Source organism: Streptomyces sp. SDT5-1, assembly GCF_052245995.1.
GTDB lineage: Bacteria > Actinomycetota > Actinomycetes > Streptomycetales > Streptomycetaceae > Streptomyces.
This window is the reverse complement of record NZ_CM125963.1, coordinates 6,173,878-6,191,636: the sequence shown is the minus strand read 5'-3', so window position 1 is coordinate 6,191,636 and position 17,759 is coordinate 6,173,878. Positions and strand designations below refer to the sequence as shown.

The 17,759-nt window shown below is 70.6% G+C and carries 16 protein-coding genes; 7 read left to right on the top strand and 9 right to left on the bottom strand.

The features are described from left to right. Window positions 1-146: 146 nt before the first annotated feature. Both ACTWJ8_RS28530 and ACTWJ8_RS28525 read left to right on the top strand, forming a co-directional pair. Window positions 147-680, top strand: coding sequence for a DUF6082 family protein (locus ACTWJ8_RS28530; RefSeq protein WP_356378224.1), 534 nt, complete (start codon window positions 147-149; stop codon window positions 678-680). Between the two features lie 159 nt (window positions 681-839). Next, on the top strand, window positions 840-1,076 hold the full coding sequence (locus ACTWJ8_RS28525; RefSeq protein WP_356378221.1) for a hypothetical protein: 237 nt from the start codon (window positions 840-842) through the stop codon (window positions 1,074-1,076). A gap of 304 nt (window positions 1,077-1,380) precedes the next feature. Here ACTWJ8_RS28525 and ACTWJ8_RS28520 read toward each other — a convergent pair whose 3' ends face one another. Then, window positions 1,381-2,550 carry a citrate synthase/methylcitrate synthase gene (locus ACTWJ8_RS28520; RefSeq protein WP_356378218.1) on the bottom strand — a complete coding sequence of 390 codons (1,170 nt, stop codon included), beginning with the start codon at window positions 2,548-2,550 and terminating at the stop codon, window positions 1,381-1,383. A 98-nt stretch (window positions 2,551-2,648) separates the two neighbouring features. Between ACTWJ8_RS28520 and ACTWJ8_RS28515 the strand changes: the two genes are divergently transcribed. From ACTWJ8_RS28515 to ACTWJ8_RS28500, 4 genes are all read left to right on the top strand, one after another. Then, window positions 2,649-3,914: a citrate synthase gene (locus ACTWJ8_RS28515; RefSeq protein WP_356378215.1), complete on the top strand. Its 1,266-nt coding sequence runs from the start codon at window positions 2,649-2,651 to the stop codon at window positions 3,912-3,914. Window positions 3,915-3,942: 28 nt separating this feature from the next. Next, window positions 3,943-4,950, top strand: coding sequence for a sucrase ferredoxin (locus ACTWJ8_RS28510; RefSeq protein WP_443260617.1), 1,008 nt, complete (start codon window positions 3,943-3,945; stop codon window positions 4,948-4,950). Between the two features lie 84 nt (window positions 4,951-5,034). Then, complete coding sequence (locus tag ACTWJ8_RS28505) at window positions 5,035-6,678, top strand: sensor histidine kinase (RefSeq protein ID WP_443260616.1); 1,644 nt, start codon at window positions 5,035-5,037, stop codon at window positions 6,676-6,678. Next, complete coding sequence (locus ACTWJ8_RS28500) at window positions 6,675-7,352, top strand: response regulator (RefSeq protein WP_356378206.1); 678 nt, start codon at window positions 6,675-6,677, stop codon at window positions 7,350-7,352. The genes ACTWJ8_RS28505 and ACTWJ8_RS28500 overlap by 4 nt, the downstream gene beginning before the upstream one ends. A 42-nt stretch (window positions 7,353-7,394) precedes the next feature. Here ACTWJ8_RS28500 and ACTWJ8_RS28495 read toward each other — a convergent pair whose 3' ends face one another. The 6 genes from ACTWJ8_RS28495 to ACTWJ8_RS28470 all read right to left on the bottom strand — a co-directional run bounded on the left by ACTWJ8_RS28495 (window position 7,395) and on the right by ACTWJ8_RS28470 (window position 14,283). Beyond that, window positions 7,395-9,005 (bottom strand): solute symporter family protein, encoded by a 1,611-nt coding sequence (locus ACTWJ8_RS28495; RefSeq protein ID WP_443260615.1) that lies wholly within the window; start codon window positions 9,003-9,005, stop codon window positions 7,395-7,397. After that, window positions 9,002-9,562 (bottom strand): DUF485 domain-containing protein, encoded by a 561-nt coding sequence (locus ACTWJ8_RS28490; RefSeq protein ID WP_443260614.1) that lies wholly within the window; start codon window positions 9,560-9,562, stop codon window positions 9,002-9,004. The genes ACTWJ8_RS28495 and ACTWJ8_RS28490 overlap by 4 nt, the downstream gene beginning before the upstream one ends. Before the next feature lie 66 nt (window positions 9,563-9,628). Then, window positions 9,629-10,336 carry a response regulator gene (locus ACTWJ8_RS28485; protein WP_443260613.1) on the bottom strand — a complete coding sequence of 236 codons (708 nt, stop codon included), beginning with the start codon at window positions 10,334-10,336 and terminating at the stop codon, window positions 9,629-9,631. Beyond that, window positions 10,333-11,490 carry a sensor histidine kinase gene (locus tag ACTWJ8_RS28480; protein ID WP_443260612.1) on the bottom strand — a complete coding sequence of 386 codons (1,158 nt, stop codon included), beginning with the start codon at window positions 11,488-11,490 and terminating at the stop codon, window positions 10,333-10,335. Before ACTWJ8_RS28480 ends, ACTWJ8_RS28485 begins: the two co-directional genes overlap by 4 nt. Next, on the bottom strand, window positions 11,487-11,993 hold the full coding sequence (locus tag ACTWJ8_RS28475) for a DUF1453 domain-containing protein (protein ID WP_356378195.1): 507 nt from the start codon (window positions 11,991-11,993) through the stop codon (window positions 11,487-11,489). Before ACTWJ8_RS28475 ends, ACTWJ8_RS28480 begins: the two co-directional genes overlap by 4 nt. A 166-nt stretch (window positions 11,994-12,159) precedes the next feature. After that, window positions 12,160-14,283 carry a DNA gyrase/topoisomerase IV subunit B gene (locus ACTWJ8_RS28470; protein WP_356378193.1) on the bottom strand — a complete coding sequence of 708 codons (2,124 nt, stop codon included), beginning with the start codon at window positions 14,281-14,283 and terminating at the stop codon, window positions 12,160-12,162. Between the two features lie 443 nt (window positions 14,284-14,726). Between ACTWJ8_RS28470 and ACTWJ8_RS28465 the strand changes: the two genes are divergently transcribed. Beyond that, entirely contained in the window at window positions 14,727-14,957 is a 231-nt protein-coding gene (locus ACTWJ8_RS28465; protein ID WP_356378190.1) for a DUF7455 domain-containing protein, read from the top strand. Window positions 14,958-15,059: 102 nt separating this feature from the next. On the opposite strand, the gene ACTWJ8_RS28460 is transcribed toward ACTWJ8_RS28465, so the two are convergent. Beyond that, on the bottom strand, window positions 15,060-15,893 hold the full coding sequence (locus tag ACTWJ8_RS28460; protein ID WP_443260611.1) for a serine protease: 834 nt from the start codon (window positions 15,891-15,893) through the stop codon (window positions 15,060-15,062). 160 nt (window positions 15,894-16,053) lie between these two features. Beyond that, window positions 16,054-17,601 carry an RNA polymerase sigma factor gene (locus ACTWJ8_RS28455; RefSeq protein WP_356378185.1) on the bottom strand — a complete coding sequence of 516 codons (1,548 nt, stop codon included), beginning with the start codon at window positions 17,599-17,601 and terminating at the stop codon, window positions 16,054-16,056. Window positions 17,602-17,759: the final 158 nt, after the last annotated feature.

The following is a 17,759-nucleotide window of genomic DNA, read 5'->3' as shown; positions in this document are numbered from 1 at the left end:
TCCGTGCGCCTCCTCTCCGCCTCCCGCCGATCAGAGCCGCTCGGCACCCTGGGAGTCGGCAAGCGCGCCGCCCACCGCCGCCGGTCCCCGTCATCCTCGTCCCGCACCAGACGACCGGCGCACGGTCGCCTGAATCGGGGGTTGACATGGCCACACAGAGTAAACGGTTCTGCCGGACCGTAGCCGCCGCCGTGGTGGGCGGGATCGCGGGTGGCACCGCGACGCATCTGTGGCATCGCTTCGGCCCCGGCACGAAGTGGGCCTCGGAGGAACGCCGTCGGCTGGCCCGCGCGCACCAGCAGCGCATGCACTGGGAACTCCTGAGCAAGGCCATCGACGACCCGGACCTCGCCGTCGTGATCGACAACTACGGCCTGGACGACTTGACGCCCCAGAAACGGCGTCAGTACATGTACGCCAACCTCTGGTACGTGAACGCCTTCCACAACTACGAGTCCGGCCTGCACGACCAGCGCGAGCTCTTCGGCATCCTGCGCGAGCTGTTCCAAAGCCCGTACATGCGCGAGTACTGGGAGGCCACCCGGCCGCACCGGGCGTCACTCGACCCCTCGTCGAGCGAGGCCGAGATCGGACGCATGGCCGAAGCCCTGTTCCACGAGATCGAGGCGGCGGCCGACACGGAGGAGTGGTGGGTGGTCGGCGAGCCGCCGCCGGAGTAGCTCGGACTCGGCGGCATCAACTTCCGCCACGCGGTTCGCCCGTCCCGGTGAAGTTGGGCAACAACTCCCCTTGATAGCAGGGCAGTCGATATCCTCACGCCTCATTCGGCACACTACTGTGACGGCGTCATGTACCCCGCCGAGAAGGAACCGGTTCCCTTGAAGATCGTACGCCGCATCGGGGTGCCCCCGAGCGCCCGCGGAAGCAGCTCCGGCGCCACCTGCCCCGATGTCTTCGAACTCAGCGATGGGAACTTCGCCGTCATCGGCACGGAAGCCACCGCGGAGCTCCGGAGCGAGCTCCCCTCCGACGCGGGGGTCGCCGACTACGAACGCATTGTCATCGTGAACCGGGAGACGCTGGTCCGCGCCAAGGGAGACATCCCGGACAACTGATGACTGCCGCTCTGTCGCGACGTCATGCCCGTTCAGGATGTCGAGGTTCACAGTGCACGCAATAGCCATGGCCCTGTCCGATGTCAACGAGACCCTGACGGCCGTCGGCGGTTTCGCAGCCGGCGTCGGAGCCCTCATCGTCGCGTGGGTCGCATGCCGCCGCAGGCCCCCAGACGACCAGGGGGCCTCACCGTCCGACGGAGACCAGCCGGATGAGCGCCCGTCGAACGAGTGAGAGAGGGGCCCACACCATCGCGGAATCCGGGGCCTGGCAGCAGCCGCCTGCCAGGCCCCGGTCACTGCATCAGGCGGCCGTCGGGACCGCCACCGGAGGTTCGGTGCCGACGTAGCGGGCGGAGGGGCGGATGATTTTGGAGTCCTCCGCCTGTTCCAGGATGTTCGCGCTCCAGCCGACGACACGCGCCGCGGCGAACGTCGGCGTGAACATGGTCCGCGGCAACCCGCACAACTCCATGACCACGCCCGCGTAGAACTCCACGTTCGTGTGCAGCTCACGCCCCGGCTTCAGCTCCGCGAGGATCGCCTCCACCTGGCCCTCGACCTGAACCGCGAAGTCCACGAGCGGGCCGCCGAAGCCCTGCGCGATTCCGCGCAGCATGTGGGAGCGCGGGTCCTCCGTCCGGTAGACGGGGTGCCCGAAGCCCATGATCCGCTCCCCCGCGAGCACCCGCTCCCGGATCCACGAGTCAATGCGGTCCGGCGTGCCAATCGCGTCCAGCGTGTCGAGCGCCCGGCTCGGCGCCCCACCGTGCAGCGGCCCGGACAGCGCCCCGACCGCCCCCACCAGCGAGGCCACGACGTCGGCTCCGGTGGACGCAATGACGCGCCCCGTAAACGTTGACGCATTGAAGCCGTGATCAATGGTCGAGATCAAGTATTGCTCGATGGCCCGCGCATGTGCGGGGTCGGGCTCCGAACCGGTCAACATGTACAGGTAGTTGGCCGCATACGAGAGGTCCTCGCGCGGCTCCACCGGCTCGAGCCCTTCACCGAGCCGGTGCAGCGCCGTGAGCATCGTGGGAACGACCGCCGTCGCCGCGACGGCGTCCGCCCGCCGCCGGTCCGCATCGATGTCGTACACGGGGCGAAAGCCCCGGGACGCCCCGAAGAGCGAGAGCGCCGTCCGCAGCCCGGCGAGCGGCCCCGAGACCGCCCCGGCCCTGGCGATCGCCGGCAGCGCCGCCCGCACGTCATCGGGCAGCCCGCGCAACGCCGCCGTCTCCCTGGCGAAGGCCGCCGACCGCTCGGCGTCCGGCAGCTCCCCGTGGAGCATCAAGTGCCAGACGTCCTCGAAGCTGCGGGTCTGCGCCAGCTCGACGGCCGAGTACTGGCGGTAGTGGTAGAAGCCCTCACGCCCCCTGACGTCCCCGAGTTCCGTGTCGGTGACGACGACACCGGCGAGCCCGCGCGGTACGTCGATGACGGATGCGGCCGTGGCCCCGTTGATCGGCATGTTTTCCTCCCTGGACTTGATTCGACTGTCCATGCTTGACTCAAGAACTGTCAATATTGATTGAATCAATGTCTGCCGACCCGGATACGGTGACGCGCATGAGGGATCAAGAACCCGCACCGAGCCGGCGGGCCCGTCTGACCACCAAGGAGACCGCCGAGCTGCTCGGCGTGAAGCCCGAGACGGTGTACGCGTACGTGAGCCGCGGGCAACTCACCAGCAGGCGGGGCGAAAGCAGCCGCGGGAGCACCTTCGACCCCGCCGAGGTCGAGGCCCTCGCCCGCCGCAACAGACGGGAGAGCACGCCCGGTTCGAGCACCAACGAGCTGTCGGTGCGCACGCGGATCACCCTCATCGAGGACGACCGGTACTTCTTCCGGGGGGTCGACGCGGTACGGCTCGCGACCCACCACTCTTACGAGGAAGTCGCGGAGTGGCTGTGGACGGGCCGGCTCCGCCCCGGGATCCGGTTCACCGCACCCAAGGAGTCGCTGGCGGCGGCCCGCAAGGCCGTCTCGGCCCTGCCCGAACTCAGCAGCCCCGTCGACCGTCTGCGCGTGGCGGCCGTCGCGGCGGCCACGGCGGATCCGCTGCGCTACGACCTGTCCGAGGACTCGGTGCTCGGCGCCGCCCGCTCCCTCATTCCGACCCTCGCGGCAGCTCCACCCCTCGTATGGCCCACGTACAAGGACGGGGCGTCCATCGCGCAGCGCCTGTGGGGGCGGCTTTCGCACCGGGACCCTGACGAGGCGTCACTGCGCGTGCTGGACATGGCACTTGCCCTCCTGGTCGACCACGACCTCGCTGCGTCGACGCTCGCGGTGCGCGTCGCCGCGTCCGCCCGGGCCCACGCCTACGCGGCCGTCTCGGCGGGCCTGGGCGTCCTGGAGGGCCCCCTGCACGGGGCGGCGAGCGGGGCGGCCCACCGGATGCTCCTCGACGTCCTGGACCGGGGCAGCGCGGGCGGCGTCGTCGCCGACGAGCTGCGCGCCGGTCGCCGTATCCCCGGCCTCGGCCACCGCATCTACCAGGGCGAGGACCCGCGCGCGCAGGCGCTGTTCGGGGCCCTGGAGGAGCTGCCCGACGCGTACCCGGCGCTCGCGGCGGCCCGCGACGTGGTGGCGACCGCCGCCCGCCACACCGATCTGCACCCCAACGTGGATCTGGCGCTCGCCGTCCTCACCGCCTCGTTCGGCATGGGCGCCGAGGGAGGCGAGACGATCTTCGCCATCGCGCGCACGGCGGGCTGGATCGCGCACGCCCTGGAGGAGTACGGCGAGCGTCCCCTCCGGATGCGGCCCACGGGACACTACGTAGGCCTGCGTCCGCCCCAGCCCCTGCCGTCGGAGTCCGCCGCCGAGTGATCCGCGAGGCCCGGTTAGGGTCACCTCTGTGGACACGTGCACGACCGCCTCGCGGGACCTCGACGAACCCCTGGCCGGGACGGCGGCCACCGCGCACACCTGGCTGCTGATCGAGCAGCCGGGTCCCTGGGGCGCGAAGGCGCTGACCTCCAGCCATCTCGACCCCGAGGTGGGTCGTGCCCTTGAGGCGGCGGCCGACGGCACGGGGGTCCGGGTGGCGTTGATCCGCCGCCCGGGCCGGCACGCCGACTTTCACTCCGTTCAGCGCCGCCAGGTGTACGTGGCCCACACCGTTCCCGGAAACACGTGGCTGCGCGGCACCACCATCGAGTCCCCCGAGGAGCTTCTGGGGCTTGATTTCGCCACCCTCGGGGAGGGGCGGCACGGCGGCTTCGGCGCGCCCCACGAAGGGGATCCCCTCGCCCTGGTCTGCACGAACGGGAAACGCGACCGGTGCTGCGCGCTCCTCGGTCGGCCGCTCGCCGCCGAACTCGCGGCCTCCGAAGGAGCGGGCGTCTGGGAGGTCACGCACCTGGGCGGCCACCGCTTCGCCCCCACCCTCCTCGTACTGCCCTACGGGTACGCGTACGGAAGGTCGTCGGCCTCCGACGTCAAGGGGATCCTCGCCGAGGTGCGCGCGGGCCGGATCGCCCTCCGTGGATGCCGTGGCAATTCCGCCTGGGAGCGCCCCGGACAGGCCGCGGAACTCGCCGTACGCCGGGCGACCGGCGAGAGCGGTGCCGATGTGCTCAACGTCGTACGCACGACATCGACGGGCGCATTCAGCGATCCATCGTTGAGCGCATCGATGGGCGCCTCGATGGGCGCACCAACCGATCCACCTGTTGATGACCAGGCGTACACCGCGTACTGGGACGTGACGGTCGACCACGTGGACGGCCGTCGCTGGACCGTCACCGTCGCCCGCGGCGCCTCGCTCCCGCCCCGCCCTGAGAGCTGCGGCGCCGCGCTCGGTGAACCCGCGCGTATGGATGTCGTCGCGCTGCGTGAGGTTCCCGGCCGGCTCGCCCAGTAGGGCCGCGGCCGACCGGGAGCGGCGGAGGAGATCCGCGCCACAAGGCCTTCGACCTGGGCCGACGGGCCCGTACCGTTTTGAGCCATGAGTTCCGCTCCCCCTGCCCGCCGCCTGCGCTTCGGCCTGCCGAAACGGGTGTTCGCCCAGGTGCTGCTGATGCAGGTCGCGATCGCCGCGGGGGTGGCGGTGCTGGCCACGGGGCTCTTCCTGGCACCGTTGAGCGACCAGCTCGACGACCAGGCGATGCGGCGCGCCCTGGCCATCGCGCAGACCACGGCTGCGCAGCCCCGGATCGCCGAGGAGCTGCGATCTTCGCGACCGAGCCCCGCCGGCCCCGTGCAGGCCGAGGCGGAGCGCATCCGCAGGGCCAGCGGCGCCGAGTACGTCGTGATCATGAACAGGAAGGGCGTCCGCTGGTCGCACACCGACCGGGACCGGATCGGCCACGTCGTCTCGACGGACCCCAGCACGGCGCTGGCGGGCCGCGAGGTCATGGAGATCGACGACGGGACCCTCGGCCGCTCCGCGCGCGGCAAAGTGCCTCTCAGGGGCGCGGACGGGGCCATTGTCGGCGCCGTCTCGGTCGGCATCGAGTACGACAGCGTCCGCGCGCGCCTCATCCACGCCATCCCCGGCCTGTTCGCGTACGCCGGCGGGGCCCTCGCCGTGGGCGCGCTCGCCGCGTACCTGATCTCGCGACGGGTGCAGCGGCAGACCCGTGACCTGGCCTTCTCCGATATCTCCGCGCTTCTGGCCGAGCGCGAGGCGATGCTGCACGGCATCCGCGAGGGCGTCGTGGCGCTGGACAGGAGCGGGCGGATCCGGCTGCTCAACGACGAGGCGCAGCGGTTGCTCGGCGTGGACGGGCAGGTCATCGGGCGGCCGCTGGACGAGGCGCTGGGGGCGGGGCGCACGACGGATGTGCTCGCCGGGCACGTGTCCGGGACCGATCTGCTGACCGTGCGCGGCCAGCGCGTTCTGGTGGCGAACCGGATGCCCACCGACGACGGCGGCGCGGTGGCCACCCTGCGCGACCGCACGGAGCTGGAGCAGCTGGGCCGTGAGCTGGACTCCACGCGCGGCCTGATCGACGCCCTGCGCGCGCAGGACCACGAGCACGCCAACCGCATGCACACGCTGCTGGGGCTCCTGGAGCTGGAGATGTACGACGAGGCCGTGGAGTTCGTCGGCGAGGTGGCGGGGGCGCGCCGGGTGACCGCGGAGCAGATCACCGAGCGCATCGAGGACCCGCTGCTCTCGGCCCTGCTGGTGGGCAAGGCGACCGTGGCCGCGGAGCGCGGCGTCGCGTTCGGCATCTCCGAGGACACCTGGTTGCCGGACCGCCTCGTGGATCCGCGCGGCCTCGTCACCATTGTCGGCAACCTGGTGGACAACGCCCTGGACGCCGCCACGAGTTCGCAACGGCACGCGCGCGTGGAGGTGGTGTTGCGCGCCGAGGGGCGCAGTGCGGTCCTCCGGGTGCGCGATTCGGGCCCTGGCGTCCCGGACGACCAGCGGGAGACCGTCTTCGTGGAAGGCTGGTCGACCAAGAAGCCGCCTGCCCACGGCAAGCGCGGCATCGGGCTCGCCCTGGTGCGCCGGTTCGCCGAGCGGCAGGGCGGCACCGCCGAGGTCGCGCGCTCGCCCTTGGGAGGCGCCGAGTTCGTGGTGGTCCTGCCGGAGACGCTCGCCGAGGACGTGCCGGACGTGACCGAGGAGGCCCGATGATCGACGTACTGGTCGTGGACGACGACACACGTGTGGCGCGCGTCAATGCCGCCTATGTGGCGAAGGTTCCCGGCTTCCGTGTCGCGGCGACCGCCCACAGCGCGGCGGAGGCGCTCGACCGCATCGAGGATCGACATGTCGACCTCGTGCTGCTGGACCACTATCTGCCCGACCGTACGGGTCTTGCGCTCGCCCAGACCGTGCGCGAACGCGGCCACCAGATCGACGTGATCATGGTGACCGCGGCGCGCGACGTGGGGACCGTGCAGGCCGCGATGCGCCATGGGGCGCTTCAGTACCTGGTCAAGCCGTTCTCGTTCGCCGGTCTGCGGGGCAAGCTGGAGGCGTACGCGACGCTGCGGCGCACCCTCGACGGCGGTGGCGAGGCGGAGCAGGCGGAGGTCGACCGGATCTTCGGCGCGCTCTCCGCGGGGCCCGCGCCCGAGCTGCCCAAGGGGCACTCGCCGACCACGGCGGAACTGGTCCGCCGGGCGATGATGACCGCCGAAGGCCCGCTCTCGGCCCAGGAGTTGGCCGAGGTCACCGGGCTCAGCCGGCAGACCGCCCAGCGCTATCTCAAGCTCCTGGAGCGGACCGGCCGGGTGCGGCTGAGCCTCAAGTACGGCGACACCGGGCGGCCCGAACATCGCTACGAGTGGGCCGCCAGCCTCTGACGCGCCGCACGCGGCACCGGCGGGCCGCGCCCGGCCGCCCCGTCAGACCGCTCCAGCGCCCGTGAGGGCCCGTACCTCGGTCTCCGCGTGCTTGGCCTCGTCCGGCTCCTCCGGGGACGTCACCGTGCCCAGCCAGCCGGCGAGGAAACCGAGCGGGATCGACACGAGCCCGGGGTTCTCCAGCGGGAAGTACTGGAAGTCCACTCCGGGGAACAGCGAGGTGGGGCCCCCGGAGACCACCGGCGACAGCACCACGAGCACCAGGGCGGGCACCAGTCCGCCGTACACCGACCACACCGCGCCCCGCGTGGTGAAGCCCCGCCAGAACAGCGAGTAGAGCAGTACCGGCAGGTTGGCCGACGCGGCGACGGCGAACGCGAGTCCGACCAGGAACGCCACGTTCAGATCCCGCGCGAGGAGCCCGAGTCCGATGGCGACCACGCCGACGCCCGCCGCGGCGAACCGCGCCACCGCGACCTCGCTCCACTGCCTGCCGCCGGACTTCGCGCCGTCGCGCCCCTTGCGGAGTGTCGCGTACAGGTCGTGCGCGACCGACGCCGATGAGGCGAGCGTGATCCCGGCGACGACGGCGAGGATGGTGGCGAAGGCGACCGCGGCCACGATCGCGAACAGCACCGTGCCGCCCGTGGAGTCCGCGCCACCGCCCAGGTCGAGGGCGAGCAGCGGCACCGCCGTGTTCCCCGCCGCGTTCGAGCTCCGTACGGCGTCCGAGCCCACGAGCGCCGCGGCGCCGAACCCGAGCACGATCGTCATCAGGTAGAAGCTGCCGATGAGCCCGATGGACCACACGACGGAACGGCGCGCGGCTCGCGCGGTCGGCACCGTGTAGAAGCGCGACAGGATGTGCGGCAGACCGGCCGTGCCGAGCACGAGCGCGAGGCCCAGGCTGATGAAGTCGAAGCGCGCGGTCCAGCTCCCGCCGTACTTCAACCCGGGCACCAGGAAGTCCGATCCGTGCCCGCTGCGTGCGGCGGCGGTGCGCAGCAGTTGGTCGAAGTCGCCGTGGAAGCGTGCGAGGACGAGCACCGTCAGGGCGATCGCGCCGCCCATGAGCAGGACGGCCTTCACGATCTGGATCCAGGTGGTGGCGCGCATCCCTCCCAGTGACACATAGACGACCATGAGGGCGCCCACGCCGACGACGGTCCAGGCCTGCGCGGCGCCACTCGCCTCTCCCAGCAGCAGCGCCATCAGGCTTCCCGCGCCCACCATCTGCGCCACCAGATAGAGAACGGACACGGTCACGGAGGACGTTCCCGCCGCGATTCGTACCGGCCGCTCCCGCATCCGGGCCGCGACGACGTCGGCGAGCGTGAACCGCCCGCAGTTGCGCACGAGTTCGGCGACGAGGAAGAGCACGACGAGCCAGGCCACGAGGAAGCCGACCGAGTAGAGCAGACCGTCGTAGCCGAACAGCGCGATCAGCCCGGAGATGCCGAGGAAGGACGCCGCGGACATGTAGTCGCCCGCGATGGCGAATCCGTTCTCCATGGGCGAGAACAGCCGGCCGCCCGCGTAGAACTCCTCCGCCGAACCGTGCCGCTTGCGGCTCGCCCAGGTCGTGATGGCGAGCGTGACCGCCACGAAGGCGCTGAACAGGACCAGGGCCAAGGTCTGATGCGTCCCCGTCATCGCTGACCGCCCTCGCCGTGTGCGGAACCGTTCAGGCGGGTCTGAACGCCGATGCCGCGCGTCCGCTCCTGCGTGTCCCACCGCAGTTCGAGCGCGGCACGGTCGCGGCGCAGCCTGGCGTGCCGCGCGTACAGCCAGGTCAGCAGGAACGTGCTGGCGAACTGCCCGAGGCCGGCCACCATCGCCACGTTCACGACGCCGGCGACGGGTTCGGCCATCAGCCCGGGCGCCGTCGTGGCGGTCACGACGTAGGCGACGTACCAGACGAAGAAGATCACGACTGCCGGGCCGACGAACCGGCGGTAGCGCCGGCGCACTTCCTGGAACGCCGCGCTGCGCTGCACCTCCAGGTAGATCCCGGCCGCGCTCGGCTCGGACGGCGCGGCCTGGGCAGGGACCGTGGACACCGGCGCGCCCGGACCGCGCCACTCACCCCAATCCGAGTCCGGCTCGTCGTACCAGGGATCGCCGATGCCCCTCGTGGCAACGGCCCTGGGCTGCGCCGTCGCGCGCCCGTCGTGCTTGTCCACCGAACTCTCCTTGTCCGCGGCCCACATCGGCCGCGTGCCAAGGATGGACAGACCGGGAAGATCCCGGACGCACTCCGCAGACCCTTCACCCCATTAGGTGATGGACGTCCCCGGCGGCCTCGCCAGTCCGTACCGATAGGCATAACGGACCGCCTGCGCGCGGTCCTTGAGCCCGGCCTTCGCGAACAGGTTGTTGATGTGCGTCTTCACCGTGGCCGTGGAGACATGCAGCTTCTTGGCGATCTCCTGGTTCGTCAGACCGTCGGCGATCAGCCCCAGGACCTCGGCCTCCCGCGCCGTCAGGCCGTCGGGCGGCTCTCTGTGCTCCGGTGCGGCGGGCTCGGGCTGCGACAGCTTCTCCAGGAGCCGCCGCTGGATCCGGGGCGAGAGCCCCGCGTCGCCGGACAGCACTCCCTCCACCGCCCGCACGATCTCGTCCCCGCCCGCGTCCTTGGTGAGATAGCCGCGGGCCCCGGCTCTGAGCGCCGGGAACAGCGACTCGTCGTCCGCGTACGTGGTCAGGACGACGACCTGGGTGCCCGGGTACTCCTGGCGGATCCGTCTGGTCGCCTCCGCCCCGTCGCAGCGCGGCATCCGGAGGTCCATCAGGACGACGTCCGGCGCCAGTTCGGCAACGAGCGCAACCGCCTCGTCGCCGTCTCCCCCGGAGCCCACCACCTCGATGCCGGGCAGCAGACCGAGCAGCATCACGATGCCTTCGCGCACCACCGTCTGGTCGTCGACCACCACCACGCGGGCCGGTGGCCGCTCGGCGCCCGCCCCCGCCTCGCTCCCGCTCATACGGGAACCTTCAACCTGACCACGAAACCCTCCTCGCACGGCCCCGCCTCGAACGTGCCGCCCAGCAGCTCGGCCCGCTCCTTCATCCCCAACAGACCGTAACCGGAGCCACTGACAGTGAGCTCTTCGTGCGGACGGGATGCACCCGAATCCCGTATTTCCAGGGCTACTTCGCCCGGCCCGTACTCCAGCCGCAGCTCCGCCTTCGCCCCCGGCGCGTGCTTGCGCACATTCGTCAACGCCTCCTGCGCGACCCTGCGCACCGTCTGGGACGCCTCCGCGGACAGCGGCCGGCGCTCGCCGCCCACCGTCAGCCTCGCCCCGTCCGAGGACGCGACCAGCTCGTGCAGGAAGTCCTCCAGCGGTGTCATGTCGCCCCGCAGAGCGGACAGGGCCTGCCGGGTCTCGTCGAGCCCGTCACGGGCCATGCCGCGCGCCGCCACGACCCGCTCCAGGATCTGGTCCCGGTCCGCGCCGCCCTCGATCAGCAGCCGGGCGGCCTCCAGGTGCACGAGCTGGGCGGAGAGGCTGTGGGCGAGGACATCGTGGATGTCGCGGGCGATCCGCGACCGCTCGGCGAGCGCCGCCGACTCCGCCTCGGCGGCCCGCGCTGCCCGCTCCTGCGCCAGGGCCCGCTCCGCGTTCCCCCGCGCCTCGGCGTCCAGGCGCAGCACGTACCCGGACAGGCAGAGGCCGATGGCGACGACGGCGGTGGTCAGCCACGCGTCGTCGTTGACCACCGCGAAGCCGGTGAGCGCGACCACGGTGGCCGGTACCGACGCCGCCAGGGGCAGGCGCTCGAGCGCGGACACCGCGCAGCCGCACCACAGGACCACGGCTGGCCCGATGAACCCGGCCCACTGGGCCAGCAGAGCGACGGCGAGCAGCACGGTCAGCAGCCCCAGCGAGGGCCACAGCCGATGGTCGAGCGTCGTGCGGAAGAAGGCCCAGGCCACCGCAGCGCAGACGAGCAGCAGCACGGGGGCCAGGAACAGCGCCAGATCGCTCACGCCCCGCTGGGTGACGGCCGTCCACACCAGGACCCCGACGACGACCACCCGCACCGCGCGGGCGAGCATTCTTCGGGCACGGGTGACTCCCACTCGGGAGAGTGCCTCCCGGGACGGCCATTCCGTCCAGTTTCCGCGGATCACCTGCGGTCCTCCCACGCCGGCTGGGCGACAGGACCAACGTACGCCGTGCGCTCACGCTCGGCCCGCAGCATGAGCAGCCCGGAGCGGACCAGGAGCGAGACGGCGAATCCGAGCATCAGGCTCGAGGTGCCGAGGTGGATGCCCATCGCCAGGCCGGTCCCGGCCACGGCCGCGCGGGCGAGGATGCCGCCGAGCCAGGCGCCCGCCGTCGCGACGGTGCCCTTCGTCCACACGTCGCCCCGCTCGTCCGTCCAGACGCGTGTGGTGAACCCCCAGCCGATGCCTATGCCCACGCTCACCAGGACCTCCACGGCGAGCAGCACGACGGAGCCGGTCATGTGGTGCGGGTCCGTCATGGCGCCGTCCTTCACGGCCAGCACCCCGAGGATCGCGGGCAGCAGCCACCACTTCCGCTCGCCGGAAAGGCGCTCGGTCCTGAACTGGCGCACGAGGACGAGCGCGACGACGGCGACGATCACCAGAACGGTGGGGAGCCCGGACATGACTGCCTCCGAGAAGCGATCGGGAGCGAATGGTTCAACGCCCTCGACGCTACGGAAATCGGCAGGTCAGGAGATCGGAGCGAGGGTGGAGCACGGGTGGATCATGCGACTGGGGCGGCTCCACCCGTGGGTGGAGCCGCCCCAGTGCCTGGCTGCATGAGCGCGGCTACATGTCGATGCGCGACCGGTCGAGGGTCGACGCGGAGCTGCTGATGAACTCCTTGCGCGGCGCCACGTCGTTGCCCATGAGCAGATCGAAGACCTGCTCCGCCGCCTCCAGCTCGTTGATGTTGATCCGGCGCAGCGTGCGGTGGCGCGGGTCCATCGTGGTCTCCGCGAGCTGGTCGGCGTCCATCTCGCCGAGACCCTTGTACCGCTGGATCGAGTCCTTGTACCGCACGCCCTTGCGCTGGAGCTCGAGGAGCGTCTCGCGCAGCTCCCGGTCCGAGTACGTGTAGACGTACTTGTCCTGGCCCTTCTTCGGCTGGACGAGCTCGATCCGGTGCAGCGGCGGCACGGCCGCGAAGACCCGGCCGGCCTCGATCATCGGCCGCATGTAGCGCTGGAACAGCGTCAGCAGCAGCGTGCGGATGTGCGCGCCGTCGACGTCGGCGTCGACGAGCAGGATGATCTTGCCGTAGCGCGCCGCGTCGATGTCGAAGGTCCGTCCGGACCCAGCTCCTATGACCTGGATGATCGCGCCGCACTCGACGTTCTTGAGCATGTCCGACACGGACGACTTCTGAACGTTGAGGATCTTGCCGCGGATCGGCAGGAGGGCCTGGAACTCGGAGTTCCGCGCGAGCTTGGCGGTGCCGAGCGCGGAGTCGCCCTCGACGATGAAGAGCTCACTGCGCTCCACGTCGTCGCTGCGGCAGTCCGCGAGCTTGGCGGGGAGCGACGAGGACTCCAGGGCCGTCTTGCGGCGCTGCGCGTCCTTGTGCTGGCGCGCGGCGATGCGCGTACGAGCGGCGGCGACGGCCTTCTCCATGACGGCGCGGGCCTGCGCCTTGGCGTCGCGCTTCGTGGACGACAGGAACGCCTTCAGCTCCTTGGCCACGACGTTCGCGACGATCCTGTTGGCCGCCGAGGTGCCGAGGACCTCCTTGGTCTGGCCCTCGAACTGCGGCTCGGCCAGGCGGACCGTGACGACGGCCGTGAGGCCTTCCAGGGCGTCGTCCTTGACGATGTCGTCCTCGGCGACGCGCAGCACCTTCTGGCTGCGCAGCACCTCGTTCATCGACTTCGTGAGCGAGCGCTCGAAGCCCGTCACATGGGTGCCGCCCTTGGGGGTGGCGATGATGTTCACGAACGACTTGATGGTCGTGTCGTAGCCGGTGCCCCAGCGCAGTGCGATGTCCACGCCGAGCTCGCGCTGGACCTCGGTCGGCGTCATCTGCCCGTGCTCGTCGAGCACGGGGACGGTCTCCTTGAAGGTGCCCTGCCCGGTGAAGCGGAGGACGTCGCAGACCGGCTTGTCCTGCGCCAGGTACTCGCAGAACTCGCTGATGCCGCCGTCGAAGCGGAAGGACTCCTCGCCCTTGCTGCCGCCCTCGCCGAGCCCGAACTCGTCACGGACGACGATCGTGAGGCCCGGCACCAGGAAGGCGGTCTGCCGGGCGCGCTGGTGCAGGTTCTCCAGGGAGAGCTTGGCGTCCTTCAGGAAGATCTGCCGGTCCGCCCAGTAGCGGACGCGGGTGCCCCGACGCGACTTCGGGATTTTCTTGACCTTGGTCAGTCCCACGGAGGGGTCGAACGACGCGTCCGGGCCGCCCTTGGCGAAGGCTCCGGGCACGCCGCGCCGGAAGCTGAGGGCGTGCGTGTGCCCGCCGAGGTCGACCTCGACGTCCAGGCGGGACGACAGCGCGTTCACCACGGAGGCGCCCACGCCGTGCAGACCGCCGGAGGCGGCGTACGAGCCGCCGCCGAACTTGCCGCCCGCGTGGAGCTTGGTCATGACGACCTCGACTCCGGAGAGGCCGGTCTTGGGCTCGATGTCCACGGGGATGCCGCGGCCGTTGTCCCGCACCTCGACGGAGGAGTCGTCGTGCAGGATCACCTCGATGTGGTCGCAGTAGCCCCCGAGTGCCTCGTCGACGGAGTTGTCGATGATCTCCCAGAGGCAGTGCATCAGGCCACGGCTGTCGGTCGAGCCGATGTACATGCCCGGACGCTTGCGTACGGCTTCGAGCCCCTCAAGGACGAGCAGGTGCCGCGCGGTGTAGTTGGAACCGTCCCGGTCTGCTCCGGTCAGCAGCGCTGTGGACGGCACGGACGTATCGGCGGTCACGCGGTTCGCTCCTCGCTGAATTTCAGATGGGGCCCTCTTGAACGAAGGGCCGGCGTCGGTCGCCGTTCAGAGGGTACCGAGGCCTGGTAGAGCCTTTGTCACGCCACCCTCACCTCAGCCCAGACTAGTCCAGGATCGCATGAGTGTTCGATCCCTCGATGGAGTGAAGCCCACATCACGTTCCCTTCCAGGCATGAACCATTTAGGCTCCGGGCACGTCCTCATGAACAAACCGGCAACCAGCCGGGGGAGGACCGACCTGACAGAACGCGCGAACCCGTAAGACACGTAAGAGACGCAATACGGCACATTCGCCGCCACCCGGCGACAGACAGCCGGCCTCGAAGAAATTTTTTCGAGGAAAAGCCGCGAGCGGGAACGTTTTCGGCCTGGTTGGATGTTGACCCTGGTACGACAGCTCGTCGAGCTAGAGAAGAGGCGACGTGACTACTGTTCTGACCCCCGCGACCCCCCTGACGGCCGCTGACCGCTGTGACCGTTGCGGCGCCCAGGCATATCTGCGCGTCGTCCTGATCAGCGGTGGTGAACTGCTCTTCTGCGCCCACCACGGTCGCAAGTTCGAGCCGGAACTCAAGAAGATCGCCGCTGAGATACAGGACGAGACGGAGCGGCTCACCGCCGTTCCGGCAAGCGCCGAGACCGAGGAACGCTGACGCCTCGCCCACACGACGAGCCAGCTCCGGCATCAGGCCGGTGATCGGGCGGCTGTCCCTGACCCCGGGGACAGCCGCCCGTCCTCGTCTCCGCGCGGCGCGTCAGGCGCGCTCGCGCAGGATCTTCACCACCTCGGAGATGCGCGTGTAGACCCCGGGACTCCCCGGACGTCCGCACCCGCTCCCCCACGACACCAGACCGATCAGCTTGCCCTTGGCGACCAGCGGCCCGCCGCTGTCGCCCTGGCAGGCGTCCTTGCCGCCACCCGGCTCGCCCGCGCACAGCATCGAGGACGACTGGTACGTCCCCTCGGAGCCGCCCGGCGGATACGCCCGCTCGCACTCGGAGTCGGCCAGCACCTGCACCTGCGCGGCGTGCAGCGTGTGCGCGTAGTCGCCCGCTCCCGTGGTGTCGCCCCACCCGTAGACGGACGCCCTCGTGCCGGACCGGTAGGCCGGGTCCCCCGCTTCGGCCATCGGGAGCACGGATCCCTCGGGCAGCGGTGCGGCGAGTGTGAGGACCGCCACATCACCCGCGTTCGTCTGCCCGTCGTAGTCCGGGTTCACCCACTTGCTGCGCACGGGCACCTCGGTGCCGTCGGACGAGTCGAGGTCCCCGCGGCCCGCGATCACCTTGAGGTCGCGCACCTGATGGTGGGGAGCGCCCAGCACGTCCTCGCCCATGCAGTGCGCCGCGGTGAGCACCGTCGACCGGTCGACGACGACGCCGCCGCAGAACTGGCCCGAGCGAGTACCCCCGAACCGGTCACGGCTCGAGAGCGCCACCACCCAAGGACTCTTCGAAGCCTTCACCTGATGGCCGCCGACGATGCCCTCGTCGGCGGCGGCCGGCTGCGGGGACGCCAACGGCAGCACGGCAGCCGCGGCCAGCGCGGCCAGCGGTGCGGTCAGCGCTCTCGTGAACGGGCGACGCATACGGTCTCCTCACTCTGGGTTGCAACGGTCCACCCAGAGTCATCCAGTGCGACACGCCACGCACCGCGAGAATCCGCCCACACGGCCTACGACGAAGGCCCGGCACGTACCCGCGAGCGGGTGCGTGCCGGGCCTTCTGAGAGCCGTACAGCGCCTGTGACTAGTCGAGGTAGTCGCGCAGCACCTGCGAGCGCGACGGGTGACGCAGCTTCGACATCGTCTTGGACTCGATCTGGCGGATGCGCTCACGCGTGACGCCGTACACCTTGCCGATCTCGTCGAGGGTCTTCGGCTGACCGTCGGTGAGACCGAAGCGCATGGAGACGACGCCCGCCTCGCGCTCGGACAGGGTGTCGAGCACGGAGTGCAGCTGCTCCTGGAGGAGCGTGAAGCTGACCGCGTCGGCCGGGACGACGGCCTCGGAGTCCTCGATGAGGTCACCGAACTCGCTGTCGCCGTCCTCGCCCAGCGGGGTGTGCAGGGAGATCGGCTCGCGGCCGTACTTCTGGACCTCGATGACCTTCTCGGGGGTCATGTCGAGTTCCTTGGCCAGCTCCTCCGGGGTGGGCTCGCGGCCCAGGTCCTGGAGCATCTGGCGCTGCACGCGCGCGAGCTTGTTGATGACCTCGACCATGTGCACCGGGATACGGATGGTGCGGGCCTGGTCGGCCATGGCGCGGGTGATCGCCTGACGGATCCACCAGGTGGCGTACGTGGAGAACTTGTAGCCCTTGGTGTAGTCGAACTTCTCGACCGCGCGGATCAGACCGAGGTTGCCCTCCTGGATCAGGTCCAGGAAGAGCATGCCGCGGCCGGTGTAGCGCTTGGCCAGGGAGACCACCAGACGGAGGTTGGCCTCCAGGAGGTGGTTCTTGGCGCGGCGGCCGTCCTCGGCGATGATCTCCAGCTCGCGCTTGAGCTTCGGGGCGAGTTTGTCGGCGTTGGCCAGCTTGTCCTCGGCGAACAGACCGGCCTCGATGCGCTTGGCGAGCTCGACCTCCTGCTCGGCGTTGAGCAGCGGGACCTTACCGATCTGCTTGAGGTAGTCCTTGACCGGGTCGGCAGTGGCACCGGCGGCGGCGACCTGCTGCGCCGGCGCGTCGTCCTCGTCGTCGTCGGAGAGCACGAAGCCCTGGCCCTCGGCCGGCTCCTCCTCGCCCGCCTTCGCCGCCGGAGCGGCGGCGGGGGTCTCCTCGGCCGGCTCCTCGTCGAGAAGGTCGTCGACCTTCTTGGCGGCGGTCTTCTTCGCGGTCGCCTTCTTGGCGACGGTCTTCTTGGCCGCGGCCTTCTTGGCCGGCGCCTTCTTGGCGACGGCCTTCTTGACCGGCTCGACCTCCTCGTCGGCGGCCTCGACGGCCGGCGGCTCGGGGGTGGTGGTGGCGGCGACCTTCTTGGCGGTGACCGTCTTGGCCGCGACGGTCTTGGTCGCGGTGCGCTTGACCGGACTCTTGGCTGCGACGCTGCTCTTTCGGGGACGCTTGGGCTCAGCGGCACTGACCATCAGCGTCACACCCTCTTCCTCGAGGATCTGGTTGAGGCTGCGCAGAACGTTCTTCCACTGAGTGGCCGGAATCTGGTCGGCTTCGAACGCACGGCGCACGTCGTCGCCGGCGATCTGGCCATCAGCCTTTCCCCGCTCAATGAGCGCCATGACAGAGACGGACTCGGCGATCTCCGGCGGGAGCGTACGGGATGTGCTGGCCGACACGAACAACCTCTCGGAACGTTGGAAAACGGCTTCCGGCCCCGTCCTGTGTGGACCGGAGCCGACGACCGCCGACTTGGGGATGGGCCGACGGCGCGGGCAGGAGCCTGGGAGATGGACAGCGCCGCAAGCGGTCGCTGTATTCCCTCCTCGGCTGTCAC